This window comes from Jeotgalibaca sp. PTS2502, assembly GCF_001975685.1.
In the GTDB taxonomy this organism is placed as follows: domain Bacteria; phylum Bacillota; class Bacilli; order Lactobacillales; family Aerococcaceae; genus Jeotgalibaca; species Jeotgalibaca arthritidis.
This window is the reverse complement of sequence record NZ_CP019433.1, coordinates 1,407,894-1,433,970: the sequence shown is the minus strand read 5'-3', so window position 1 is coordinate 1,433,970 and position 26,077 is coordinate 1,407,894. Positions and strand designations below refer to the sequence as shown.

Below are 26,077 nucleotides of genomic sequence, written 5' to 3'. Positions count from 1 at the left end.
GCGCTAACAAATGAAATTTTGTTGCTAATAGATAGAACCGATGATATCGTTTACAAAAAGGGGTGGATTTATTTTGAAACAATTTACTATCATTGTCTTGTCGGTAATCGGTGTACTAACGGCTTGTTCAGATGAGGGTACTCATGATATTACTTCTCAGACTTCTAACGAGCTGGAATTATTAACAACAAAAGAGATTCAGCTTTTACCAGAATATCCAAATCAACAAGATAGTGTTTTATTAACGATTGACGAATCCGTTTATTTCAACGATGCCATTAAAGAAATCACTCTGGATGCGACAGCATTCGGAATTGAAGAACCTATCACAATGGACGAGTCGCTAAATGAAATTAGTTTTGGTGTTGATGATCAGCTTTCACCAGGCGAGAAGACACTTGTGCTAGCTGTGACAGACCAGAATGATCACACCGAACACATCGAAAAAACAATTACTGTAGTAGAGGAAGAGGGGACAGATCGTTCTTTAGCTTTTGATTGGGACGAAGCTCGTATTTATTTTGCTTTAACAGACCGTTTTTATAACGGGGATCCATCCAACGATAATCCCTTTGACGAGGATATTGATTTAGAACACCTTGAGACCTATCACGGTGGTGACTTTCGAGGGTTGATCGAAAAGATGCCGTATTTGCAAGAGTTAGGGATTAATACCTTATGGATAACGCCAATTGTTGATAATATTGATTGGAATGTTAGAGCAGGGGATAATGACAACCAATATGGTTATCATGGCTATTGGGCCAAGGATTTCACACAGTTAGATGAGCATTTAGGCGACTTAGCAACTTTCCACCAACTCATTGAAACGGCTCATGACCATGGCATAAAATTGATGGTTGACGTCGTGTTAAATCATACGGGTTATGGAATGAAGACTGCTGATGGGGATCAATCCATTGCGAATTTTCCGACTAAAGAGGAGCAAATGGTTTTTGACGGGCTGATTCGAACAGAACCCGTTGCCAATCACCAAATTGTAGGTGAGCTATCAGGATTGCCCGATCTACAGACAGAAGAGGCAGATGTAAGGCAACAAATCATTGAATGGCAGACGGATTGGTTGAGAAAAGCTCGAACAAATCGTGGCGATACCATCGATTTTTACCGTGTAGATACGGTCAAGCATGTAGACGATACGACTTGGAAGGCTTTTAAAAATGAATTAGTTAAAGTGAAATCAGATTTTAAATTAATTGGTGAGGATTATGGTGCTTCAATCGATAAGAATGGCGGCTATCTGAATGACGGTGAAATGGATAGCTTATTAGATTTTGAGTTTAAACAAATAGCGGGTAGTTTTGTTAACTGGGATGTTATGGGGGCGCAAGAAAAATTAATTGATCGGAATAATAAGCTGACATCTGATGCGACAATGGGGCAATTTTTATCTAGCCATGATGAAGATGGTTTCCTCTATAAGCAAGCAGGTGGCGACCTCGGTAAGCAAATGGTTGCGGCGTCCCTAATGATTACAGCTAAAGGCCAACCAGTCATCTATTATGGAGAAGAAATTGGCTTAACAGGAGCGGCTGCTAAAAATATGGATAATGGCGAATATAGTGAGAACCGCTATGATTTTGATTGGGAAGCAAGCGAAGGATCGGGCAGTCAAGTTTATAATCACTACAAAACACTATTAAATATTCGCAAAGATTACAGCAAATTGTTTTCTAAAGGAAGTCGCGAAACGATAGCGGGTTCTAATGATGAAGGTTACCTTGTCTTTAGTCGTAGTTATCAAGATGAGCAAGTTGTGATTGCCTTAAATACCTTCGATCAAGAAAAAGAAGTGACAATTGAACTTCCTTTTTCAACAGCTAGCCAAGTCATCGACCGCTATAGTGGCAAAAGCTATACTATACCATCTGATCGTAAACTTACCCTAATCCTTCCTCCAAGAAGTTTAGGTGGCACTGTGATTATAACAATGGAATAGGAAAAGCATCTATACTTTGAGAGTTGTCTCTGTTCCTCTGTTTGATTTCATGCTAAAATAGATGAAGTCATAATGACTTTAAGGAGGTAATAGATCGTGAATCAAAAAGAGGAATGGACAAAATCACGAAAATTCTTCATTATGTTGATTGATTTGCTGCTATTTATCGGTTCATTATTACTGTCTTTCCGCTTGAGATATGGAGCAAATATTCCTATTCGCAATCTTGAAGCTTTTAAAGGCAGTATCATCTATGTTTCTATTGGATTTATCATCGTTAGTATCCTATTTGGAACATACATCTTATATAATAAATCGGTCAGCGACTTTTTATTCATTACCCTTATCGGACAAGTTGTCGTGTCCTTGTATATCATGGCACTGACGTTCGCAGGAAGATGGCTGGCGTTTCCGCGCTCGGTTATTCTGATTCACTTTTTTGTTGGCTGTATCGTCTTGTTTACGTGGCGTGTGCTCGTATTCAAGGTTTACCAAAAATTAAGTGGTAGTAAACGTGTGATGATTGTGGGAATGGAAAAAGAAGTCTTTGCGGCAGTTGATAACTTTTCCAACACAAAGAGCATCCGTCATGTGGTGTCTCATGTGGTTCTGTCTGACTACTATGAAAATGTCAAAAGTCATCTAAATGATATTGATATTGTTTATCTGGCCAGTCAAATTGAAGAATCAGAAAAATTACGCATTTATGATTTGTTAATGCGTGAAGACAAGAAATTCTTCTTGAACACCAGCTTTGAAAATCTTGTGATGGTTAATCCAAACATGATGAATATTGAAGACGAGAGTATTATTGAAGTATCACCGTTTCGAATTGCGTCAGAAGATGGCATCATCAAACGGTTGATTGATATTGTGTTTTCATTGTTGCTTATTATTGTGTCATCACCGATTATGGCAGTGGCAGCTGTCTTAGTGAAACGAAGTTCAGAAGGCCCGATTTTATACAAGCAAACCCGAATGACCAAGGACGGAAAAGAGTTTGAGATTTTAAAATTCCGTAGTATGGGAATTACTGCTGAAAAAGAATCAGGTCCTGTGCTAGCGACAAGCAATGATATGCGTGTCACGCCTGTTGGAAAATACTTGCGTTCCTTACGCATTGACGAGTTGCCTCAGTTGTTTAACGTCTTAAAAGGCGATATGTCGATTGTGGGTCCGCGTCCTGAACGCCCATTTTTTGTCGATCAGTTTAAGGAAGAAAATCCGCACTACTACTTGAGACACAATGTGCGTGCCGGCATTACTGGCTATGCCCAAGTTTACGGAAAGTATGCATCAGACTTTAATAGTAAGCTGAACTTTGATTTAATTTATATTAAAAAATACTCTTTAATTTTAGATTTAAAAATCATGTTGCAAACTGTTAAAATTTTGTTCGATAAGGTAAGCTCACGTGGGTTGGATGAAACCGAACGGACGATGCATTCCGAACAAGAGCTGATTGCTAAAGGAATTAAAGTCATCCATTAAAGATAAGTTTATAAGGGATATCGGCATGTTAAAGTGTCGCTATCCCTTTTTTATAAGCTTTTTATGCTAAAAAAAAGAAATCACAAGGGCTTTGCGTTATAATAATAGAAAAGTAGGTTGGCTACTAGTGTGTATTCAACCAAACGTGTAAATAAGGAGTGCTCATGGTGGGATTAAAATACAATGACGACAGTCTAGCATTACATACGGATTTATATCAAATTAATATGATGAAGACTTATTGGGATGAAGGCATTACAGACAAACATGCTGTTTTTGAGCTTTATTTTAGAAAAAATCCGTTTAAAAATGGCTATGCCATTTTTGCAGGTTTAGAACGATTAGTAGCGTACATTAAGACCTTACGCTTTACTGAATCGGATATTGCTTATTTAAGAGAATCACAAGGTTACCCAGAAGAATTTTTACAGTACTTAAGTAACTTCCGCTTTACGGGTAGTATCCGTTCTGCCATTGAAGGGGAGTTGGTTTTTGCCAATGAACCGATTGTTCAAGTAGAAGGAACATTGGCGCAATGCCAACTCATTGAAACAGCGCTATTAAACATTGTGAACTTTCAAACGCTGATTGCAACGAAAGCTGCTCGTTTACGTTTAGTAGCAGAACAAGATACTTTGATGGAGTTTGGTTCAAGACGTGCACAAGAAATGGATGCATCTTTATGGGGCGCACGTGCTGCCTATGTGGGTGGTTTTGATGCGACGTCTAATGTTCGTGCAGGTAAATTATTTAATATACCTGCAGTAGGAACGCATGCTCACTCACTTGTTCAAGTTTACCGCAATGATTATGATGCCTTTATGGCTTATGCCAAATCTCATAAAGATTGCGTATTTTTGATTGATACCTATGACACGCTTCGCTCAGGCTTACCGACTGCGATTCGTGTTGCCAATGAAATGGGTGATAAGATTAATTTCTTAGGCGTACGTATTGACAGTGGTGATATGGCTTACCAATCTAAAAAAATTAGACAGCAACTGGATGACGCTGGGTACCCTGATGCTAAAATTTACGCATCAAATGACTTAGATGAAATGACGATTTTAAACTTAAAAATGCAAGGTGCTAAGATTGATGTATGGGGAGTTGGAACTTATTTAATTACAGCCTACGACCAGCCAGCATTAGGAGCCGTTTATAAATTAGTTAGTATCGAAGACGACAACGGTAAAATGGTGGATACCTTGAAAATTTCAAGTAATGCTGAAAAAGTGTCTACACCAGGCCGTAAACAAGTTTGGCGGATTACGAGACGAGAAGATGGCAAATCTGAAGGGGACTATGTGGCTTTATGGGATGAACGTCCTGATCAAGAAAAAGAACTCTTTATGTTCCATCCAACCTATACGTATATCAATAAAACAGTGACTGACTTTAATGCACGTCCGGTCTTACAGGATATTTTTATTGATGGTGAATTGATCTATGACTTACCAACGATTCAAGACATTAGACAATATTCAACGGAAAGAAAAGATGCCCTTTGGGATGAATATAAACGTATTCTTAACCCAGAGGATTATCCGGTTGACTTGTCCCAAAAGGCTTGGGATCACAAGATGAATACCATCAAGGAAATTAAACAAACCATTCGTAAAGACGACCCAGTATTCTAAAAGGAGGAAAGGTAAATGCGTCCGTTACAACAAGACATTATTGAGGCATTAAAAGTGAAATCACACATTGTGGCAGAAGAAGAGATTGAGGCCAGTAAAGCGTTTCTAAAAGACTACTTAAAGGCTCATCCTTTCCTTCAAAGTTTGGTACTCGGTATCAGTGGCGGGCAGGACTCGACACTAGCCGGTAAAATAGCTCAACTTGCGGTTGAAGAACTGAGACAAGAAACTGGAAATGATAAGCTGCGTTTTATCGCGGTGAAACTGCCATATGGCAAACAGCTAGATGAAACCGATGTGAATGATGCTTTGGCTTTTATTCAGCCAGATCAAACGATTACCGTAAACATTAAAGAGGCAACTGATGCAATTGTATCTGCTTTAGAAACAGAGGGATCTGCTATCAGTGACTTTAATAAAGGAAATATTAAAGCACGCCAACGCATGGTTGTTCAATATGCCATTGCTGGTCAAACCAGTGGTGCAGTGATTGGGACAGATCACGCTGCAGAATCGGTGACCGGTTTTTTTACAAAATTTGGAGACGGTGCAGCAGACATATTACCGCTATGGCGATTAAACAAAGGACAAGGGAGAGCTATGCTTAAGGTATTGAATTGTCCGCCTCATTTATATGAGAAAGTGCCGACAGCCGACCTAGAAGAAGATCGTCCAGCTTTGCCAGATGAAGTGGCACTAGGGGTTTCATATCAAGCGATTGATGCTTACTTAGAAGGTAAAGAAATCAATGAAAATGAAGCACAAATCATTGAAAATTGGTATATCCGTTCTGAGCACAAACGCCATTTACCAATTACGATTTACGATGATTTCTGGAAGCAATCATAGAATGACTAGGGAGTGAGTAGTGTGAAGACAAGGATGACGTCAAAAAAGGGAAGGCAGTGGTTGTCGCTCATCGCAACAGTCTTCATCTCACAACTTTTATTGCAGTGGTTTCAAAATGAGCTAAATATTAGCCTCGTCTTTAATTTTGTATTCCGCTGGCACACCATAAAGTTTCTCATTAGTTGGCTGGTGCTTCTTGTTCCAGCTATCTGGATATGGGCAGTTGTTGGAAAGGTGAGGTTAGCAAACCTGACCTTTTTCAGCTTGTCTGCTATTATCGGTTTTATGAGCTTTGAAAAAATGAGACAACGGAGTGAGCCGCTCTATCCGTCAGATTTTTCTATGGTGAGTAGTGTGGGGTCATTAGTAGAGATGCTGACACCTACCGTTTTATTTGCCATTATGATATTGGTTTTAATGATTGGCGTGCTTCTTTTTTTTGTCATTAGGCAAGAACGTAAGCAAACTAGCCTCAAACTATCTAAGCGTAGCCGAATAGTTATGCTCTTGGTGAGTAGTTTGGGACTAACATACCTATCAACCTTTTCGAAAGAGGGTAACCTGGTCAAAAAAGCCTATGATTATTCAGCATACTGGATTCCTTACAGCCAGCAGATGAACTATTATAACAATGGGTTTGTAGCGGGTTTTCTATATAATTTACCGGCTGACCCTATGGATAAACCAGCAGGGGATGAAGGTGACGTTTTACAGACTATCGAGGAAACGTATAGTGAAAAGGCTGCTGCTATCAATAGCCAGCGATCTGCTACAGTTGAGCAACCCAATATTATTTTTATTATGAATGAAAGTTTTGCTGACCCTTTTGATTTAAAGGAAACATCTCAAGTTTGGGACCCCATTCCCTTTACGAGAACATTGTCTCAAGAAAGTTGGAGCGGGCGGATGTTGTCTCAAGGTTATGGCGGGGGAACCGCCAATATTGAGTTTGAAGCTTTAACCGCTCTTTCGATGGAGCCCTTTGCTGCGCATGTTTCGACACCATTTACGCAATTTTTACCTAAGGAAACGACATTTCCGTCTATCGTATCTAAGTTAAAAGGACGCGGTTATTATGCGACAGCAATCCATCCTTATAATACGTCTATGTATAAAAGACGCCAAAATTATGATAATCTAGCATTCGATGCTTTTTATTATGATGAAACAATGACAAATCGCCTGAAGATAGATAATAATCCGTACATATCCGACCAGTCTGCTTACGATGAGGTCATTCAAGTGATGGCTGATTCAGTAGAAACGGATTTTGTTCATTTGGTTACGATGCAAAATCATACGCCTTATGCAGCTAAGTATGACGATTATCCTCTCTTTCAAGAGACTGGTTATCGTAATGAAAAGATCAACCAATATTTGCAAGATTTAAATTATAGTGATCAAGCTTTAGAGCAATTCTATGAGGACCTACAAGCTTTAGATGAGCCAACAGTTGTTGTGTTTTGGGGAGACCATTGGCCGAGTGTTTTTGGTGAAAAGATCTTAGAAAATAACGGCAAAACCACTTTGCATCAAACTCCTGCTATCATCTTTACTAATTATCTATCTGACAGTCAACCGCTTGGATTGCTCAGTCCCATTTATTTTTATAGTGAACTGGCTCGTTTAACTGACCAGCCCGTCAGTGGATTTGATGCTTTCCTGATGGATTTACGTCAAGAAGTGCCCGCTTTTGAAAAAGGCATGTATTACTCAAAAGAGAAAGAAGATTTTGTAAAAAGTCGTGATGACTTATCTGAAGAAGCACAACATATGTTAGAAATCTACGATTGGATTATGTATGATATGACGACAGGGAAAAAAACGCTCGTTAATAGCGGTTTCTTTGATGATTTCAATTAAGGAAGGAGGAGTGAGATGAGTTTTTCGATGCGGTTTGTGATCTTGTTTGTACTGACAGTTATCGTTAGTTTTACGGTCACTGCTATTTTTAGGAAACTAGCGGGACATTTTGGATGGGTTGATTATCCAGGACCTAAAAAAATTCATACAAGACCAATAGCGACATTAGGTGGTATTGCCATTTTTGTCAGCTTTTGGATGATGTATCTTATCGGTATTCCGCCCGTTAATCAAATTGCAGATATCGGACCTATCTTCATCAGCTCCTTTGTTATCCTTCTAACCGGGATTATTGATGATCGCCATGAGTTAAAGCCTTGGCAAAAAATGCTAGGTATTTTGCTAGCAGCTAATAGTTACTATTTTTTCACAGAAGTGAGACTCGATCATTTGACGATTGCTTATCTAGGAAGAATTGAATTTAGTGAGATGGGCTATTTAGCGATGATTTTGTGGATTGCGGGTATTACTAATGCGGTTAATTTGATGGACGGATTGGATGGTCTAGCAGCTGGTTCGTCAATTATTTCGTTAACAACTATGGGATTAGTGAGTTATGTGTTTTCAATCGCCACCAATGTACCGATTGTCGCCATGACTTTTTTATTAGTGGCAGCGCTGATTGGTTTTCTTCCCCACAACTTTTATCCGGCGAAGATTTTTTTAGGTGATACTGGTTCATTGTTTATTGGCTTCATGATTGCGACCTTATCATTGAATGGCTTGAAACATGCGACCTTTATATCATTACTCATTCCAGTTGCTATTTTAGGTGTACCATTGACAGACACGCTAGCATCCATTATTAGACGCTTACTTAACCGACAGGCCATTAGTCAGAAGGATCGTGGCCATCTTCATCATCGTTTATTGAAGCTAGGCTTCAACCACCGCCAGACCGTGCTCGTTATATACGCTCTAGGCATTATTTTTTCCTTAACAGCGATGTTGTATCCCTTATCTTCATTTTGGGGATCAATTATTTTAACGTTAGGCTTGTTATTTGGAATGATCTTATTTATTGCTTCTTTTAACTTGATTGGTAAGGAAGAAAATAGCTTAAAACGATTCCTACAAAAAATAATAGGTAGTCCAGACAAAAAGGACTGAACCACTCTGAGGTAATGAGAGAGTGGTTCAGTCCTTTTTAGTCTTCATCATCTTCGTCGCTGTCTTCCTCAATCTGTTGTGAGACTGCTTGTTCAACATATTGTACGTCTTCTGCTTCGAAGGTAATTTGTCCATTCATTAGATCAATGAGTTCAGCTTGAAACTGCTCCACTTCAGCTGTTTTAACACCCACTTTAAAGCTAACCGTATCGGTATAGATGGTGTCAATAAGGGGATAAGTAGACTGTAATAAATAATTTTCTAATTTGCCAGAAGCCGAATAACTTACCGTACAAACAAGAGGTATCTGTAAGGATCGTTCGACTAGTCCAATGGAACGAAGGGCAGATGAAACGGATTTTCCGTAAGCACGAATCAGTCCACCGGCTCCTAATTTAGTACCACCGAAATAGCGAGTCACTACTGCTGCGACGTAGCGCAAGTCATTCTTTTTTAGAATCTCAAGCATGGGGACACCTGCTGTTCCAGATGGCTCACCATCATCATGAGCACGTTGTATATGGTTAGTATCGCCGATTAAATAGGCTGAACAATTATGAGTGGCTTTCCAGTGCTCTTTTTTAACACTTTGGATGAAGGCTTTTGCATCTTCTTCATCGGTCACACGCTTAAGGCTACAAATAAAACGTGAGCCTTTAATAATAATTTCTTTTTGTCCTTCTTGAGAGATGGTTTTGTAGGATTCTAACATGAGTCGTCTCCTTTCCGATTTTTCATAGATTTATTTTAGCATATTTAAGAAAATTAAACGAAAGTGATAAAAAAGTTAATAGAACGTAAAATCTTTCCAGTCGTCCTATTTTGTTTTATTATAAGGTATAATAACTTGTGAAACCGAAAGGCTTAGAATGAGGTGTAATAGTGAACTTAGAAAATTTATTGAACCACTTAACTATAAAAAAAATAACGGGTGAATTGTCTGATCAACCAATTCAAAAAATAACACAAGATACACGAGAAGTAGAGGCTGGAGATATCTTTATTTGTATTGAAGGAAGTAATTTTGATGGTCACCAGTATGCTGCAACTGCGATTGAAAAAGGGGCTATTGCCGTTATCGCAAGAAAAACAGTTGAAACTAACGGATCTGTACCGATTATTTATGTCAATAATACAGATAAGGCAATGGCAATTCTAGCTAATGCTTTCTATGATTTTCCGAGTAACCAGTTTCAATTAGTGGGTGTTACGGGGACAAATGGGAAAACAACCATTTCCTTTATTATTGAGGCAATTGTGAAGGGGCTTAATAAAGGGACAGGATTGATTGGAACTGTCGGCATCCAAATTAATGACGATTTTTATCCAACTAAAAATACAACACCAGACAGTATTACGCTTCAACGTGTTCTAAAGCAAATGCGAGAAGAAGCGGTGGACATATGTGCTATGGAAGTATCTTCGCAAGCACTAGTTAAAGGTCGCGTATGGGGTGTTAACTTTGATGTTGCGGTCATGACGAACTTAACCCATGAACATATGGAACTTCATAATACGATGGCAGAATATCGCGAAGCCAAAAAGTTATTATTCTCTCAACTAGGCAATAGCTATAGCCAACCCTTTAACCGACCAAAAGTGGCTGTTTTAAACAAAGACGATGAGACCTTTGAAGGTTATGCGTTAGCAACCGCTGCGGAAGTTATTTCCTACAGTGTTAAGGACAAAGCGGCTGATTTTTTTGCGGACCGTATTCGCTATGATGAAGATTCAACTCAATTTGATCTTGTCGTAGGTGACAAGACTTACCCTGTTAAGTCAGTCCTAGTCGGAGAGTATAATGTAGCCAATGTGTTAGCTGCGATAGCCGCTGTTTACGCGCTAGGTTATGATTTAGAAGCGATTATTACAGTCTATGAAAGCTTTAAAGGTGTTGTTGGTCGAATGGAACTGGTTTCAACAGCCAAGGAAGATGTAAAAGTTTACGTGGATTATGCCCACTCACCAGACGCTATGGAGAAAGTTCTTGAAACAGTCAAAATGATCTCAAAAGGCAAGATTATTTCAGTATTTGGATGCCCAGGTAAACGGGAGGCAGATAAACGACCAATAATGGCTAAAATTGGAGTGGAACAATCCGATTATGCTATTATGACAACCGATGAAACGAAGCAAGATGATCAGTCTCAAATTTGGGAAATGATGAGAGCGGGTATACCGGAAGGGATGACTAACTATAGTTATATCGAAAACCGAACCGAAGCAATCTATAAAGCCGTTGAAATGGCAGAGTCTGGTGATATTGTCTTGTTACTTGGAAGGGGTCATGATACCATTTACTACGATGAAAAAGGTAGAATTTATCATTTCTCAGACCAAGAGGCAGCTAGAAACGCCCTTGAGAGAAGGAAACTTATATAAAAAACCAGAAACAATTGAAGGGAATCGTTTAAATGAAAACAGCAATCGTTACTGATAGTACGGCCTATCTAACGGAAGAATTAAGGCAAAAGTATGATATTTATATGCTGCCTTTACTAGTTCAAATCGGGACTGACTCTTACCGAGAAGAAATCGATTTATCGGCAACAGAGTTTTATGACATCGTTAGAGAGTCTGAGAATTTTCCAAAAAGTTCGCAGCCAGTTATTGGAAAGACTATTGAAGTGTTTGAAGAATTAGCTAAAGACTATGATGCGATTATTTCTATCCACTTGTCTTCGGGCATTAGTGGCACTTATCAGAGCGTCCATTCGTTAGTAGAAGAATTTACGAACTGCCAAATCTATCCATTTGATTCAGAAACTAGCTGCTACGTTCAAGGCCGCTATGTTCTTGAAGCAGCGCGCTTAGCTAAAAAAGGCATCCATCCTGATCAAATTATCCAACAACTTGAACAAATGAGAAGTCGCTCACAGGCCTACTTTATTGTCGATGATCTGAATAATTTACAAAAGGGAGGCCGTTTATCTGGCAGTGCCGCACTGGTTGGGTCAATGTTGAAGATTAAGCCGATTCTTCATTTTGAAAATAAAGTGATTACCGTATTTGAGAAAATTAGAACGCAAAAGAAAGCAATGGCGCGCATCAATGAACGTTTAGGCGAAGATTTGGCCAAAGTAGATTACCCCGTTATTGCGACCGTTATTCATGCTAATGTTGAAGATAAAGGTAGGGCTTGGATGGGTGAATTAAAAGCGCTGTATCCAGATGTCCGCTTTGAATTAAGTTACTTTGGTCCAGTTATTGGGACTCACCTAGGAGAAGGTGCGTTAGGTTTAACGTGGACTGAAGATGTGGAAAGAAACTGCCCAGAACTGTAAGGTGATATTAGATGAGAGTCTTTGCTGGGATTCAACTCAGCTCAGCGCTGAAAAATGACTTAGCACCTTATCAAGATAAGCTAATCAAGTGGTCTGAACGGGGTCGCTTGACCCGAAAGGAAAACTTTCATTTAACGCTATGTTTTATTGGTGAAATCAGTGAAACCGACGATGTGCAATTATTTAAGCAGTTATCAGAAAAATTAGCCTTGACAGACCGATTTTCTCTTTTAGGCGGCGAGTGCGGCTACTTTATTAAGAAAAATCGTTATATTCTATGGGTTGGCAAATTGTAGCATTGGATGAGGAGAAGTGGTGTCATTAGCCAGTTGCCTTCAATGAGTGTGTGTCTCAAGTGACACTTTTTCAAAGTCATCAAGTGGATGGGCAGCTAGCCTATACGCCCTTAAATCATATTTTATTAAATAAGCAAAAGAGCTGAGGAAAAAAACGTCCTCAGCTCTTTTTTGCGTATTTATTAATAGATGGGAAAAAGGGGGAATCTACATGGAACAGCAACTATATGGACGCGCGATTCTTCAAACAGAATGGCAGGGAGATCAGGTGATACTTGATCAAATTGCAATTAAAACAGCAGCTTTTCAAAAAACAACAAGTGGTTGGCAGTGCCAACGTTGCGGCACAAATCAACAAAAATTTCTAATATCAGGTCCCTGTCATTGTGGTGATCATTGCTTTTACTGTAGTCAATGCTTAGCTATGGGTAAGATTAAACGGTGCAGTTTTTTATATGGTTTAGAGGAGAAAAACGATTTTATAATCGACCACTTACCTCTTTTGAAATGGGAAGGAAGCTTATCGGCCGAGCAGGAACGAGCCTCTGGTGATTGTTTAAGGAGTTATAATAAAAAGGAAAGGCGGTTAATTTGGGCAGTGGCAGGTGCAGGCAAAACAGAAATGATTTTTCAAGTGATTGCCCGTTGTCTTACAGAAAAAGGGCGAGTATGTATTGCCTCCCCACGTATTGATGTTTGCCTTGAGTTATATCCACGTTTTAAAGCTGCTTTTCCGTATACGCCGATTGTCTTATTACATGGTCAAATCGAGGAAGACTATCAATACAGCTCATTTGTCATTGCGACAACCCACCAATTGTTACGATTTCAATCTGCCTTTGACTTATTAGTCATTGACGAAGTGGATTCATTTCCTTATCACAATAACGCTATGCTTAATTTTGCGACAGAAAAGGCGGTGAAAGCAAGCGGTTGTTTGCTCTATTTAACTGCTACACCTCCTCAAAAAATGCAAAGAATGGTTCAAAATAAGCAATTAGCAGCAACTATTTTACCTGGCCGCTATCACGGCTATCCCTTGGTTGAGGCACATTGCGTCTGGGTAGGAGACTGGCGTAAGGCGATCCGTCAAAAGAAAGGTGGAACCTGTTTAAAGTTGATTGATCGTCATCTAAAAAGTAGCAGACGGTTTATTTTATTTTTACCGCATATTCAACTGATGCTAGAACTAGAAAAACAGTTGAAAGAGGCCTACCCTGACAAACGCTTTTCTTCTGTATCTTCAGAAGACCCCAAGCGAATTGAAAAAGTAGAAGCGATGCGTGCTGAAGCTTATAATTGTTTATTATCTACGACTATTTTAGAAAGAGGCGTCACCTTTCGTGACATTGATGTTTTGGTCTTAGGAGCAGAAGATGCTGTTTTTACTGAATCGTCACTTGTGCAAATTGCTGGCCGTGTGGGACGTCACAAGGATTATCCCAGCGGTTCAGTCTGCTTTGCTCATTATGGTTATACGAAAGCGATGAAGCGAGCCTGCAAACAAATTAAACAGATGAATCAGCGTGCACAGGAAGGAGGCTTGCTCCATGGCGAATTGCTTGATGTGTAATCGACCGCAACGGCAGGGAATCAGTTTGTGGGAAATGGTTAATTTTCAACCATTTAGTCCAATAATCGTTTGCGATCGTTGCCAATCAGCGTTTATAGTGATTGAAAAAAACAAAGCCTGTCCGGGATGCTCGAGACGACAAGAGGATAATCAATTTTGTCAAGATTGTCAGAAGTGGCGGTTGAGCTACTCAGAACAGTTTATTCAGCATCAGGCATGTTATCTCTATAACGAAGCCTTAAAAGATTGGCTCCATAACTATAAAATAAAAGGAGATAGTCGTTTGGCGCTTGTTTTCAAAGCAAAGCTGACCGAGATTTATCAGGATTATTCAGATTATGTAGTTGTACCACTGCCTATATCTGAAAAAAGCTCTATAACTAGGGGATTTAATCAGTCTGTGCAGCTGCTAGAAGCAGCAAAAATTCCTTATCAATCTTTGTTGACCAATCATTATGAAGGTGACAAGCAATCACAAAAAAATCGCCAGCAACGTCTGCAGTCCGAGCAACCCTTTAGCTGTACGTCTTCGGTAGAGGGCATTCGAAAGGTCTTATTATTTGATGATATTTACACAACTGGCAGAACGTTACTTCATGCTAAGATGATTCTTTATCAGGCAGGTGTAGAAAAAATTGAATCTTTAACAATTGCACGTTAAATATGCTTAATCAATTGTAATATACGAACGCTTACATTATAATATACTTAAAGGAACTCTTATGAGTGGTCCATAAGAGTGTCTTTTCTGATGATGAATCAGACGAAAGGAGAGAATGCTATGTTTAAGTACAATGTCCGAGGAGAAAATATCGAGGTTACACAAGCTATAAGAGAATACGCAGAAAAGAAAATAAGTAAGTTAGAACGTTATTTCAGTAACGTTCCGGAAGCAACCGCTCATGTGAATTTGAAAGTTTATTCTGATAAGACAGCAAAAGTAGAGGTTACTATCCCACTTCCTTACTTGGTATTGCGTGCCGAAGAGACCTCCATTGATCTTTATGGTAGCATTGATCTGGTTGTTGATAAGTTAGAAAGACAAGTACGCAAATATAAAACAAAAATTAACCGTAAATCCCGTGAAAAAGGATTTGAAATGGCGGCAGATATCTCAGCTTTAGAAGAGCAAGTCGAGGAAAATAACGGCCAATTAGAAATTGTCCGTACAAAACGTCTATCATTGAAGCCAATGGACAGTGAAGAAGCTGTTCTTCAAATGAACATGCTTGGTCACAACTTCTTTATTTTCGAAGATGCTGATACAAACGGAACGAGCATTGTTTACCGTCGTAAAGATGGCAAGTTTGGGCTAATCGAAACTGATGGCGACGTAAACTAGACTGTAAAAAGCAGACCAGAAATAATCTGGCCTGCTTTTTTTATTGGCGTAAATAAAAACTACTAAAGAAAATGATACAAAAGTGAAATCATTAATGGTAAAATGAATAAGATACAGAGATTGTATACATGTTTAAGACGAATATTAAACATGAGGCAAATGAATATAACAAGAATGAATGTTAGAGGAGATTTAGAATGGCCAATTTTTTGAAACGTCTTTTCGAAAACGATAAAGCAGAACTAAAAAGCTTAGAAAAAACAGCAGATAAAATCATTGCCCTAGCTAGTCAAATGGAAGCATTAAGCGATGATGAATTGACTGCAAAAACAGCAGAATTCAAGGAACGCTACCAAAAAGGCGCAACACTTGATGACTTATTAGTCGAAGCATTTGCGGTTGTTCGTGAAGCAGCAAAGCGCGTATTAGGTCTTTATCCATATAAAGTTCAGCTAATGGGTGGTATTACCCTACATAAAGGGAATATTTCTGAAATGAAAACCGGTGAAGGTAAAACCTTAACCGCCACAATGCCGGTATACTTGAATGCTATTTCAGGTGAAGGTGTTCACGTTGTAACAGTTAACGAATACTTGGCAAGCCGTGACGCAGTAGAGATGGGTGAATTGTATCGATTCTTAGGGTTGACAGTTGGATTAAACGTGGCTGGCAAATCTTCAGAAGAAAAACGTGAAGCTTATAACTGTGATATTACATACAGTACTAATAATGAATTAGGCTTTGACTATTTACGTGACAACATGGTTGTTTACCGTAATCAAATGGTACAACGTCCACTTAACTTTGCAGTTGTCGATGAAGTCGACTCAATCTTAATTGATGAGGCAAGAACACCATTGATTATTTCAGGACAAGCAGAAAAATCAACAGCACTTTATAACCGTGCTGATTTCTTTGTCAAAGGTCTTAAAGAAGACGAAGATTATACCATTGATTTAACGTCTAAATCGATTGCTTTAACGGACGAAGGAATTGAAAAAGCAGAAAAAACATTCCATGCGAACAACTTGTATGATGTGACAAATACGCGGCTTGTTCACCATCTGGATCAAGCTTTACGTGCTAATTATATTATGATTCTCGATGTTGACTATGTGGTTAATGAAGGTAAAGTTCAAATTGTTGACCAGTTTACAGGTCGTATTATGGAAGGCCGTCGTTATTCAGATGGCTTGCACCAAGCTATTGAGGCCAAAGAAAATGTTGAGATTCAAAATGAATCACGCACAATGGCGACAATTACCTTCCAGAACTACTTCCGTATGTATAAAAAATTATCAGGCATGACGGGTACAGCTAAAACAGAAGAAGAAGAATTCCGTGAAATTTACAATATGGAAGTTGTTGCTATGCCTACAAACAAGCCAATTATCCGTATTGACAATGCTGATTTATTATATCCAAGTCTAAAGAGTAAGTTTAACGCTGTAACGGCAGATATTAAACAACGCTATGAAAAAGGACAGCCGGTTCTTGTGGGTACCGTTGCGATTGAAACATCAGAATTGTTATCTAATTTGCTGACAAAAGAAGGGATTCCTCATCAAGTTTTGAATGCGAAAAACCATTTTAGAGAAGCAGAAATCGTTATGAATGCTGGACAAAGAGGAGCCGTCACCATTGCCACTAACATGGCTGGTCGTGGGACTGATATTAAATTAGGACCAGGTGTAAAGGAAGCTGGCGGATTAGCTGTTATTGGTACAGAGCGTCATGAATCACGACGTATTGATAACCAGTTACGTGGTCGTTCTGGTCGTCAGGGAGACCCGGGTGAAACACAATTCTACCTATCCCTTGAAGATGATTTGATGAGACGCTTTGGTTCAGAACGTATCCAACAAGTATGGAGCAAATTGAATGTTGAAGAAGACGACTTAGCGATTCAAAGTAAAATGTTATCACGCCAAGTTGAATCTGCTCAAAAACGTGTCGAAGGAAATAACTACGATACACGTAAGAACGTTTTAGAGTATGATGAGGTTATGCGTGAACAACGTGAGATTATGTACGGTCAACGTCTAGAAGTGATAATGGAAACAGAATCACTTAATGAAGTGACAACGAATATGATTACACGTACCATTGAACGTTTAGTCGACAATCATACAAGTGGTGAAAAAGAAAACTGGGATTTAAAAGCAATCCGAGACTTTGCAGCAAATGTATTGGTTCATCCTGATACAATTAGCATTTCAGACCTAGAAAATAAAACAGCAGCAGAGATTAAAGATGATTTAACCAATCGTGCAAAAGCTGTTTACCAAGAGAAAGAGAAAGAGCTAAGTAGTGAACAAATGCTAGAGTTCCAAAAGGTTGTTATCTTGCGTGTCGTTGATAACAAGTGGACAGAACATATCAGTAACATGGAGGAACTGCGCCAAGGAATTGGGTTGCGGTCATATGCACAAAATAACCCGCTAACAGAATATCAAACAGAGGGCTATAATCGTTTCCAAGAAATGATTGCATCTGTGGATTATGATGTAACGCGTATTATTATGAAATCTGAAGTTCGTCAAAACTTGCAACGCGAATCCGTTGGAGCTGGCTCAACAATTCGACCAACTCGTGAAGGCGAAGCAGGATCAGCTGACCGTATTGAACAAGTCAAACGCGCTCAGTTAGCAGCAATGCAAATGCGCCAAATGTTAGTTGCCCAACAAAAGGCTATGGCTGCTAAAAAGCAACAAGAAGCTGCTAATCAAGTAGAAACTGAAACAGAACAAGCAACACCGCCAACAGCTGTATCAAGCGATAAGGTCGGACGTAACGATCTTTGTCCATGTGGCAGCGGTAAAAAGTTTAAGAATTGTCATGGTAAAGACTTGTAAGAGTTGCAAGCATGAAAAATGATGGGCGGGGGCAATCTCCGCCCATCATTTTTATGCAAGAAGGGAGATTTATAATGGAATTAAGTGAAGTTAAATCATTTTTAGAAGAATCAGAAGGAAAAATCGCAAGCTTCAGGAGGTCTCTTTGACTTAGAGGTACTGGAAGCAGATATTGCTGAATATGAAGATCGTATGTTGGACCCTGAGTTTTGGAACGATTCAGAAAAAGCTCAAGAGACAATTAATGAAGCCAATCAATTGAAAAGTGTCTATCATACTTTTCAAAAACTAGCGACCATGCAAGAAGACTTAGAAATGATGTATGAGATGATGAAGGAAGACCCAGAATCTGGTTTTGAAGAAGAACTAGAGGCTGGAGTTGAAGAGTACGGTCTGCTATTATCAGACTATGAATTAACGACCTTACTAAATGGGCCGCATGATAAAAATAACGCCATCTTAGAAATTCACCCTGGTGCTGGTGGGACGGAATCGCAAGACTGGGGCAGTATTCTGTTAAGAATGTTTACACGTTGGGCAGATTCTAAAGGTTTTGGCGTAGAAACATTAGACTATCAAGCAGGTGATGAAGCAGGCATTAAGAGTGTGACCCTATTGATAAAAGGGTTAAATGCCTATGGCTACTTGCGATCAGAAAGAGGTGTTCACCGTCTTGTTCGTATTTCACCATTTGATTCAGCTGGACGTCGTCACACATCCTTCTGCTCGATTGATGTTATGCCAGAAATTGCGGCAGATAATGCTGAAATTGAGGTTGACCCAGATGATATTCGTATTGATACTTACCGTGCTAGTGGGGCTGGTGGTCAGCATATCAATAAAACATCTTCAGCTATTCGAATTACCCATATTCCAAGTGGAATTGTTGTTCAAAGTCAATCACAGCGATCACAATTCCAAAACCGTGATACAGCAATGGGAATGCTGAAAGCAAAGCTCTTCCAAAAACAAGAAGAAGAACGTGAGCAAGAGTTAGCTGCTATTCGTGGCGAGCAGAAAGAAATCGGTTGGGGTTCTCAAATTCGTTCTTATGTCTTCCATCCTTATTCAATGGTTAAGGACCACCGAACAAATTATGAAACAGGAAATGTTCAAGCTGTTGTTGATGGCGACTTAGATGGCTTTATCGATGCTTACTTAAAAATGAACATGGTTTCAGATGACTAACCTTCTATTTATGATATTGTGAGTAAATATGATGATGGTAACCGACACATTTTGAAATATAACTGTAAAGAAACTAACACAGACATCCTTTATATCCATGCTATAATGATTAGGCAGTCAAGCATAGAAAACGTATCTACCGCAAACACTCAGCTGTTTGTGGTTTTTTTCAGAAAGAAAGTTTACTGAAAAAATGAATAGATATTAAAAAATATAAAAAGATGGGTGATAATATGATTGAGATGCTTAATGTCTCAAAGAAATATCCGAACGGTATTACGGCTGTTAACAATTTAAATGTTAAGATAAATCAAGGTGAGTTTGTCTATGTAGTAGGTCCCAGTGGAGCAGGAAAGTCTACCTTTATTAAAATGATGTATCGTGAAGTAAAGGCAACATCAGGAATTGTTAAAATTGGAAAATTTGACGTAACCAAGCTAAAAGAACGTGATGTACCAATGCTACGTCGTTATGTTGGTGTTGTCTTCCAAGATTTTAAATTACTACCTAAACTGACTATTTTCGAAAATATTGCTTACGCAATGGAAGTTATTGAGAAAACACCAAAACAAATTGAAAAACGTGTCTTTGAAGTATTAGATCTTGTTCGACTAAAACATAAAGCGCGTATGTTCCCAAATGAATTATCAGGTGGGGAACAACAACGGATCGCGATTGCACGTGCGATTGTTAATATGCCCGGCATTTTGATTGCTGATGAGCCAACAGGTAACCTTGACCCAGATACGTCAATGGAGATTATGGCTATTTTAGAAGAAATCAATAATCAAGGAACAACCATTTTGATGGCGACACATAATAGTCAGATTGTAAATGATATTAAACACCGCGTTCTAGCCATCGAAAGTGGCCGAATCGTTCGTGATCAGCAGGAAGGAGAATACGGATATGAAATTTAGAACAATGATGAGGCATATCCGTGATGCAAGTAAAAGTCTAGTTCGTAATGGTTGGATGACCTTAGCAGCGATTAGTGCTGTTACGATGACATTATTGCTTGTAGGCTCATTCGTTGCGATTTTATTTAATGTTAATAAATTAGCTACTGATATTGAAAATGATGTTAGTGTGCGTGTCTTTATTGATTTAGGTGCACAAGACTCAGACCGTGAACATTTAAGGTCAGAATTGGAAAAAATTCCTAATATTGAAACAATTACCTATTCAACACGTGATGAGGAATTGGATAAATTAATTGGGAGCTACGGTGAGGAGTTCAATCTCTTTGGCGGAGATGATAATCCTTTGCACGATGTCTTCATTTTAAGTACAGCTATGCCAGATCAAACCGGTGCCGTTGCTGAAGCAGCAGAGAAATTAACCTTTGTGGCGAAGGTTGAATATGGTGGAACGACAGCTGAAAAACTATTTGATACGATTTCAACTATGAGAACGATTGGCGTTATCATTATTGTCGGTCTATTACTCATTGCTGTTTTCCTTATCTCAAATACGATTCGAATTACAATATTCTCTCGTAGTACAGAGATTGAGATTATGCGTCTCGTAGGAGCTAAGAACAGCTATATTCGTTGGCCATTTTTAATTGAAGGGTCATTTATCGGTTTAATTGGATCTTTAATTCCAACAACAATCTTAGTTTTCTTGTACCGTTTCCTTTATCAACTTGGAACAGACTATCTAATCGGATCTAATTTCGCCTTATTATCTCCTGAGCCCTTTATTTATTACACAGGGTTGGCACTGATTGCTATCGGAGTATTCATCGGTTCGTTTGGTTCAGTCATATCGATGTCACGTTTCTTAAAAGTTTAATACACAATGACACAACACCAGAAAGATTAAAAACTTTCTGGTGTTTTTGTTTTGTAAAAAAAGAGATTCTTTCCATTTCGAAAGGTCAGTGATAGAATGAATGTGGACTCGGGAGGATATGACTATTTTCATAAAACTCTCACTCAAATAAAATAAAGTTTTGGAGGAAAAGATGAAAAAAGTACTGATTGTTGATGATGAACCGTCAATTTTAATTTTACTGGCATACAACCTCGAAAAAGAAGGCTACCAAGTCATCCAAGCCTCCGATGGAAAAGAAGGCTATGACTTAGCTTTAAGTCAACCGTTTGATTTTATTATTTTAGATTTGATGCTGCCGTCTATGGATGGTATGGATATCTGTAAAGGATTAAGAAGAGAAAAAATTGAAACACCGATTTTAATGCTGACAGCTAAAGACGATGAACTAGAAAAAATTATCGGCTTAGAGCTCGGTGCAGATGACTATATGACAAAGCCATTTAGTCCGCGAGAAGTTATTGCGCGTATGAAGGCTATTTTTAGAAGAACGGAACGTCGCTTGCAACAAGACGAGCCTTCTTTTGAAAAAGAAACAGAAACTGTAGAAGAGCCAGCGTTTGTAGAAGAAAAGATTGTCATAGGGGAAGTTGTGATTTTTCCTGATCTGTATGAAGTACATGTCAAAGGTGAACCGATTGATATTACACCTAAAGAATTTGAATTATTATTATATATGGCAAAACGCGCTAACCGGATTTTAAGCCGTGAGCAATTACTGAATGCCATTTGGAATTTTGATTATGCAGGAGAGACCCGTATTGTTGATGTTCATATTAGTCATTTACGTGAAAAAATTGAAGAGGACACTAAAAATCCACACTATATAAAAACAGTACGCGGATTTGGCTATAAGTTTGAGGAGTCTAAGTAATGCGTAAGTTTGCCAATCAATTTTTAGCCTTATTTATTGGTTTGTTCCTTCTGTTATCGATAGGTGTTGTTATTTATACGAACCAACTCGTTCGGACGGCAACGACAACATCCATTATTGAAGATGTTGAGAATCGCGCTAAAAATATAGGCTCTTTGCTGGATGAATGGATTTTGCAACATACGAGTTCAGTCATGACTGCAGTGGAAGATTTTCCTTCCATGTCCTTTCTTTTAGATGAAAAAGATACGATTGCTTTTTTTGATGAGAAAGGGACGGCAGTTCATCCCGACAAACAAGATGACAATGTTTTGAAGTCTAATGATATGGAAGACGTTTTAGCTGGCGAGCGCATTGGGACAAGTGGTATTCAAATAGACGATTCAGGTAGGCGTCAATACCATGTGGCAGTCTCACTGTTCAACGGTCGTGGTGATTTTATTGGGATTTTCCGTCTCACTCATCGACTGGATGAATTGGACCAACTTGAGAATCAGCTGACACAGTCTGTTTTTATTTTTAGTTTTGTTTCGATTGTCTTAGCGAGCTTTATTGCCCTTCACTTAACCAACCGTATTTCTCGCCCCCTTAAGCAGATTGAAACAGTCATTAACCATATTTCAGAAGGTGACTACAGTGAGTATTACAAAGGGATAGACTATCCAGAAATTATGGCACTGGGGCAGACTGTGAATAAATTAGCCGATAGTTTAGAGGAAAAAAATAGAACAATTCTCCAATCTAATGAACGACTTTCAGCCTTACTTGACCGTCTAATTGTGGGAGTAGTCTTATTGGATAGTGAGCAACGGATTGAAATGATGAACCCAGCTGTTTATCAAATTCTTGGAATAGATGAAAATTTACTAGGTCGTTCATTTTTAGAAATGTCTAAAAGTTACGGTTTAGTCCAAATTATCCAACAAACTTACCAGAAAAAGAAAAATCGAAATGAAGAAATTTATATTTATTACCCTAACGAACGGATACTAGATGTTAATACTATGGTGGTACCAGACGCTAAGGGAAATCAAGTGATTGTGCTTCTTTATGACATCACAGAAATTAGACGTTTGGAGAAAGTGAGAACAGATTTTGTTGCCAATGCCTCACACGAGCTACGGACGCCTGTTACAGCACTAAAAGGATTCTCGGAAGTTCTTTTAGATGGTGCCCTGGATGATCCAGATCGTTTGCGTCAATTTTTAGAAATTATCTATAAAGAGTCGAAACGGTTAGAAATTCTCGTTAATGATATTCTAGAGTTGTCGCGAGTTGAACAAAAACAAGTGCCAATGAAAAGGGAATGGATTAGTTTAAATGAGACAGTGGAAAGGTGTTTCAAAATTATTAAACCGCAAGCAGCTGCGAAAGGATTGAAGCTGCGCCTTTTATCTAATAATGCAGATCCGATTCGCTTTATTGGTGATCAAAGTCGTTTAGAGCAGATTTTGAATAATTTAATTTACAATGCTGTAAACTATACCGATAAAGGTGGTAAAATTTCAGTTTTACTAGAGGAAACAGAAGATGAGATTGTTTTCCATGTCGCTGATACGGGTATTGGTATTCCGGAAGAAAGTATTGAGCGTTTGTTTGAGCGGTTCTATCGAGTTGATAAAGGTCGAAGTCGCAATTCCGGTGGAACCGGCTTAGGATTATCAATCGTTCGCTATCTTGTTCAAAATATGGGCGGGACGATAAGCGTAAAAAGTACGCTTGGTTTAGGAAGTACCTTCACTGTTCATTTGCCAAAAGTAGTGGAAGAATTGTAAGGATTCATTCTCCTTTACAATTACATTTACAAAGTCTTTACATAAAATTTACAATGTCATAAACAAAACCCTGTTAAAAGCTTAACTTAACAGGGTTTTTACATTGTTAAAAATGATGACGCTTTCTTTATTTTAAAAAATAGCTGTTTTAAATCTAAAACTTTACATTAAACCATTAACTAAATTTACATTGAACGAATAGAATAGAGTTATGGCAAATCGCTAAAGACATAATAAAAAGGATGGTAAGTAGAATGCAATTAAAAAGTCTATCTAAATTAGTTCTTTCATTAGGTGCTGTAGGAGTATTGGCAGCGTGTGATTCAGCAGCAACAGGCGGAGATGATGCAACAAGCGATAATGGCGCATCAGAAGCAACTACAGGTACCATTAATGTGGTTTCCCGTGAAGACGGTTCTGGAACAAGAGGCGCATTTACTGAGATTACTGGTGTATTAGAAGATGATGTTGATAATACTTATGTAGAAGCAGTTATTCAAAATGGTACAGAAGGAGTCATCTCAACTGTATCCCAAGATGTGAATGCGATTGGTTACATTTCACTAGGATCATTAAACGATAATATAAAAGGGATAGCGATTGATGGTGTTGAACCGACATCTGAAACGGTACAAAACAATTCGTTCCCAATTGCACGTAACTTCAATATAGCTTGGGGCGGAGACCTTGAAGCAGTTGCACAAGATTTCGTTGATTTCATTATGTCAGCTGAAGGTCAAGAACTAGTATTAGAAGAAGGCTACGTAGAAGCAGTTGTTGATGCGCCAGCTTACGAAGGAGACGGCTCACAAACTGGAACAATCGCAGTTGTTGGCTCAACTTCAGTAACACCATTGATGGAAGTTCTTTCTGAAGAATACCGTGCGTTAAATCCAGAAGTACAAATTGACATTACGTCAAATGGTTCTTCAGCAGGTATGACATCTGCAATTGATGGTACAGCTGATATTGGAATGGCATCTCGTGAATTAAAAGATGAAGAAAAAGCTGAATTGACATCACAAGCTATCGCAGTTGATGGGATTGCAGTTATTGTAAACAAAAACAATGGTATTGAGGGCTTGACGCTAGAACAAGTTAAACAAATTTTTACTGGTGAAGTTACCAACTGGGAAGACCTACAATAAGATCTTCGTTATTGATAATGAAGAGGACCAGATTATTCTGGTCTTTTTTTGAGATATAGTATACTTAGATTAAGAGATTATAGTGGTTCATTGTGGTTTGGGAAACCTGTTATGAAAGAGAGGGGAAGTCATGAGGAAGAAATATTTTTGGGAAAGTTTTATGAAGTGGGTTTTTATTGCGTCAGCGCTTGTCTCTGTTATTTCTATTGTTGTTATTTTCTATTTTATTTTTGAAGGCGGCGTGCCATTTATGGTTCGCTATGGCATAGGGGACTTTTTATTCGGAACAAACTGGACACCATCGAATGCTAATCCGGAATATGGTATTTTGCCGATGATTATTGGTTCATTGGTCATTACTTTTGGGGCAATCTTAATTGGGGTACCTACGGGTGTCTTTACATCCATTTTTATGGCGAAGTTCTGTCCGCCTAAATTATATCGTTTTGTTAAGCCTGCCGTTAATATGATGGCAGCTATTCCATCAATCGTCTATGGTTTCTTTGCATTGCGTCTCATCGTTCCCTTTATGCGGAATTTAGTAGGCGGTACAGGGATGAATATCCTAACAGCCTCTATTCTTCTGGGAATTATGATTCTTCCTACTATTATTGGGCTATCTGAATCATCGCTTCGTGCAGTACCTAACAGCTACTACGAAGGTAGTGTAGCGTTAGGGGCAACACATGAGCGCTCTGTTATTCGTGTAATGGTTCCAGCAGCGAAATCAGGTATTATTTCCGCTGTTATTTTAGGAGTTGGACGTGCAATTGGTGAAACAATGGCGGTTATCCTTGTAGCTGGAAATCAGCCACGTATCCCAACGAGTGTGACACAAGGTGTTCGGACGATGACAACGAATATTGTATTGGAGATGGCTTATGCAGCGGGTGAACACCGTGAAGCATTGATTGCAACTGCCGTTGTCCTCTTCATCTTTATTATTGTTATCAACGCAGCATTCTCGATTGTGAAACGGAAGGGGATCTAGAG

Annotated in this window: 21 protein-coding genes; 20 read left to right on the top strand and 1 reads right to left on the bottom strand. The window is 38.8% G+C overall.

Annotated elements, in window-relative coordinates; genetic code table 11:
• The first annotated feature begins 73 nt into the window (after nucleotides 1-73).
• The 6 genes from BW721_RS06975 to BW721_RS06950 all read left to right on the top strand — a co-directional run bounded on the left by BW721_RS06975 (nucleotide 74) and on the right by BW721_RS06950 (nucleotide 8,913).
• Nucleotides 74-1,960 (top strand): alpha-amylase family glycosyl hydrolase, encoded by a 1,887-nt coding sequence (locus BW721_RS06975; RefSeq protein ID WP_076767412.1) that lies wholly within the window; start codon nucleotides 74-76, stop codon nucleotides 1,958-1,960.
• A gap of 96 nt (nucleotides 1,961-2,056) precedes the next feature.
• The gene (locus BW721_RS06970) at nucleotides 2,057-3,451 is read left to right on the top strand and encodes a sugar transferase (protein WP_076767409.1); all 1,395 of its coding nucleotides are present in this window, start codon (nucleotides 2,057-2,059) and stop codon (nucleotides 3,449-3,451) included.
• 227 nt (nucleotides 3,452-3,678) lie between these two features.
• Nucleotides 3,679-5,091 carry a nicotinate phosphoribosyltransferase gene (locus BW721_RS06965; protein WP_442905242.1) on the top strand — a complete coding sequence of 471 codons (1,413 nt, stop codon included), beginning with the start codon at nucleotides 3,679-3,681 and terminating at the stop codon, nucleotides 5,089-5,091.
• A gap of 15 nt (nucleotides 5,092-5,106) precedes the next feature.
• Nucleotides 5,107-5,940, top strand: coding sequence for an ammonia-dependent NAD(+) synthetase (nadE, locus tag BW721_RS06960; RefSeq protein ID WP_076767405.1), 834 nt, complete (start codon nucleotides 5,107-5,109; stop codon nucleotides 5,938-5,940).
• Between the two features lie 21 nt (nucleotides 5,941-5,961).
• The gene (locus tag BW721_RS06955) at nucleotides 5,962-7,803 is read left to right on the top strand and encodes an LTA synthase family protein (RefSeq protein WP_083686816.1); all 1,842 of its coding nucleotides are present in this window, start codon (nucleotides 5,962-5,964) and stop codon (nucleotides 7,801-7,803) included.
• A 15-nt stretch (nucleotides 7,804-7,818) separates the two neighbouring features.
• Nucleotides 7,819-8,913, top strand: a complete 1,095-nt coding sequence (locus BW721_RS06950) for a glycosyltransferase family 4 protein (protein WP_076767403.1) — start codon at nucleotides 7,819-7,821, stop codon at nucleotides 8,911-8,913.
• A 37-nt stretch (nucleotides 8,914-8,950) separates the two neighbouring features.
• Here BW721_RS06950 and BW721_RS06945 read toward each other — a convergent pair whose 3' ends face one another.
• On the bottom strand, nucleotides 8,951-9,625 hold the full coding sequence (locus tag BW721_RS06945; RefSeq protein WP_076767401.1) for a YigZ family protein: 675 nt from the start codon (nucleotides 9,623-9,625) through the stop codon (nucleotides 8,951-8,953).
• A gap of 170 nt (nucleotides 9,626-9,795) precedes the next feature.
• On the opposite strand from BW721_RS06945, the gene BW721_RS06940 reads away from it, so the two are divergent.
• From BW721_RS06940 to pstC, 14 genes are all read left to right on the top strand, one after another.
• Nucleotides 9,796-11,295: a UDP-N-acetylmuramoyl-L-alanyl-D-glutamate--2,6-diaminopimelate ligase gene (locus BW721_RS06940; RefSeq protein WP_076767399.1), complete on the top strand. Its 1,500-nt coding sequence runs from the start codon at nucleotides 9,796-9,798 to the stop codon at nucleotides 11,293-11,295.
• Between the two features lie 32 nt (nucleotides 11,296-11,327).
• Entirely contained in the window at nucleotides 11,328-12,197 is an 870-nt protein-coding gene (locus tag BW721_RS06935; RefSeq protein ID WP_076767397.1) for a DegV family protein, read from the top strand.
• 11 nt (nucleotides 12,198-12,208) lie between these two features.
• Complete coding sequence (locus BW721_RS06930; RefSeq protein WP_076767395.1) at nucleotides 12,209-12,493, top strand: 2'-5' RNA ligase family protein; 285 nt, start codon at nucleotides 12,209-12,211, stop codon at nucleotides 12,491-12,493.
• A gap of 211 nt (nucleotides 12,494-12,704) precedes the next feature.
• Nucleotides 12,705-14,066 (top strand): DEAD/DEAH box helicase, encoded by a 1,362-nt coding sequence (locus BW721_RS06925; RefSeq protein WP_076767394.1) that lies wholly within the window; start codon nucleotides 12,705-12,707, stop codon nucleotides 14,064-14,066.
• The gene (locus BW721_RS06920) at nucleotides 14,044-14,727 is read left to right on the top strand and encodes a ComF family protein (protein ID WP_076767392.1); all 684 of its coding nucleotides are present in this window, start codon (nucleotides 14,044-14,046) and stop codon (nucleotides 14,725-14,727) included. Before BW721_RS06925 ends, BW721_RS06920 begins: the two co-directional genes overlap by 23 nt.
• A gap of 120 nt (nucleotides 14,728-14,847) precedes the next feature.
• Nucleotides 14,848-15,408: a ribosome hibernation-promoting factor, HPF/YfiA family gene (gene hpf, locus BW721_RS06915; RefSeq protein ID WP_076767390.1), complete on the top strand. Its 561-nt coding sequence runs from the start codon at nucleotides 14,848-14,850 to the stop codon at nucleotides 15,406-15,408.
• Between the two features lie 197 nt (nucleotides 15,409-15,605).
• A complete protein-coding gene (gene secA, locus BW721_RS06910) occupies nucleotides 15,606-18,263 on the top strand; it encodes a preprotein translocase subunit SecA (RefSeq protein ID WP_083686911.1) in 2,658 nt (885 codons plus the stop codon).
• A gap of 74 nt (nucleotides 18,264-18,337) precedes the next feature.
• Nucleotides 18,338-19,451, top strand: a protein-coding gene (gene prfB / locus BW721_RS06900) for a peptide chain release factor 2 (RefSeq protein WP_442905232.1) whose coding sequence is annotated in 2 segments (ribosomal slippage) — nucleotides 18,338-18,397 and nucleotides 18,399-19,451 — 1,113 coding nt in all. Because the reading frame shifts where the segments join, the coding sequence is not laid out codon by codon here.
• Between the two features lie 233 nt (nucleotides 19,452-19,684).
• Nucleotides 19,685-20,371, top strand: coding sequence for a cell division ATP-binding protein FtsE (gene ftsE, locus BW721_RS06895; RefSeq protein WP_076767386.1), 687 nt, complete (start codon nucleotides 19,685-19,687; stop codon nucleotides 20,369-20,371).
• Complete coding sequence (gene ftsX, locus BW721_RS06890) at nucleotides 20,361-21,248, top strand: permease-like cell division protein FtsX (protein WP_076767384.1); 888 nt, start codon at nucleotides 20,361-20,363, stop codon at nucleotides 21,246-21,248. Before ftsE ends, ftsX begins: the two co-directional genes overlap by 11 nt.
• Before the next feature lie 172 nt (nucleotides 21,249-21,420).
• On the top strand, nucleotides 21,421-22,161 hold the full coding sequence (locus tag BW721_RS06885; protein WP_076767382.1) for a response regulator transcription factor: 741 nt from the start codon (nucleotides 21,421-21,423) through the stop codon (nucleotides 22,159-22,161).
• Nucleotides 22,161-23,936 (top strand): two-component system histidine kinase PnpS, encoded by a 1,776-nt coding sequence (gene pnpS, locus BW721_RS06880; RefSeq protein ID WP_076767380.1) that lies wholly within the window; start codon nucleotides 22,161-22,163, stop codon nucleotides 23,934-23,936. Before BW721_RS06885 ends, pnpS begins: the two co-directional genes overlap by 1 nt.
• A 254-nt stretch (nucleotides 23,937-24,190) precedes the next feature.
• Nucleotides 24,191-25,084 carry a substrate-binding domain-containing protein gene (locus tag BW721_RS06875; protein WP_076767378.1) on the top strand — a complete coding sequence of 298 codons (894 nt, stop codon included), beginning with the start codon at nucleotides 24,191-24,193 and terminating at the stop codon, nucleotides 25,082-25,084.
• A 130-nt stretch (nucleotides 25,085-25,214) separates the two neighbouring features.
• Nucleotides 25,215-26,075 (top strand): phosphate ABC transporter permease subunit PstC, encoded by an 861-nt coding sequence (gene pstC / locus BW721_RS06870; protein WP_076767376.1) that lies wholly within the window; start codon nucleotides 25,215-25,217, stop codon nucleotides 26,073-26,075.
• The last annotated feature ends 2 nt before the right edge of the window (nucleotides 26,076-26,077 follow it).

Bases quoted from the DNA above. Each gene is read 5' to 3' on its own strand.
- BW721_RS06965 (WP_442905242.1), top strand. From the start codon at position 3,679: ATGATGAAGACTTATTGGGATGAAGGCATTACAGACAAACATGCTGTT.
- nadE (WP_076767405.1), top strand. From the start codon at position 5,107: ATGCGTCCGTTACAACAAGACATTATTGAGGCATTAAAAGTGAAATCA.
- BW721_RS06950 (WP_076767403.1), top strand. From the start codon at position 7,819: ATGAGTTTTTCGATGCGGTTTGTGATCTTGTTTGTACTGACAGTTATC.
- BW721_RS06945 (WP_076767401.1), bottom strand. From the start codon at position 9,625: ATGTTAGAATCCTACAAAACCATCTCTCAAGAAGGACAAAAAGAAATT.
- BW721_RS06935 (WP_076767397.1), top strand. From the start codon at position 11,328: ATGAAAACAGCAATCGTTACTGATAGTACGGCCTATCTAACGGAAGAA.
- BW721_RS06930 (WP_076767395.1), top strand. From the start codon at position 12,209: ATGAGAGTCTTTGCTGGGATTCAACTCAGCTCAGCGCTGAAAAATGAC.
- BW721_RS06925 (WP_076767394.1), top strand. From the start codon at position 12,705: ATGGAACAGCAACTATATGGACGCGCGATTCTTCAAACAGAATGGCAG.
- BW721_RS06920 (WP_076767392.1), top strand. From the start codon at position 14,044: ATGGCGAATTGCTTGATGTGTAATCGACCGCAACGGCAGGGAATCAGT.
- hpf (WP_076767390.1), top strand. From the start codon at position 14,848: ATGTTTAAGTACAATGTCCGAGGAGAAAATATCGAGGTTACACAAGCT.
- secA (WP_083686911.1), top strand. From the start codon at position 15,606: ATGGCCAATTTTTTGAAACGTCTTTTCGAAAACGATAAAGCAGAACTA.
- ftsE (WP_076767386.1), top strand. From the start codon at position 19,685: ATGATTGAGATGCTTAATGTCTCAAAGAAATATCCGAACGGTATTACG.
- ftsX (WP_076767384.1), top strand. From the start codon at position 20,361: ATGAAATTTAGAACAATGATGAGGCATATCCGTGATGCAAGTAAAAGT.
- BW721_RS06885 (WP_076767382.1), top strand. From the start codon at position 21,421: ATGAAAAAAGTACTGATTGTTGATGATGAACCGTCAATTTTAATTTTA.
- pnpS (WP_076767380.1), top strand. From the start codon at position 22,161: ATGCGTAAGTTTGCCAATCAATTTTTAGCCTTATTTATTGGTTTGTTC.
- BW721_RS06875 (WP_076767378.1), top strand. From the start codon at position 24,191: ATGCAATTAAAAAGTCTATCTAAATTAGTTCTTTCATTAGGTGCTGTA.
- pstC (WP_076767376.1), top strand. From the start codon at position 25,215: ATGAGGAAGAAATATTTTTGGGAAAGTTTTATGAAGTGGGTTTTTATT.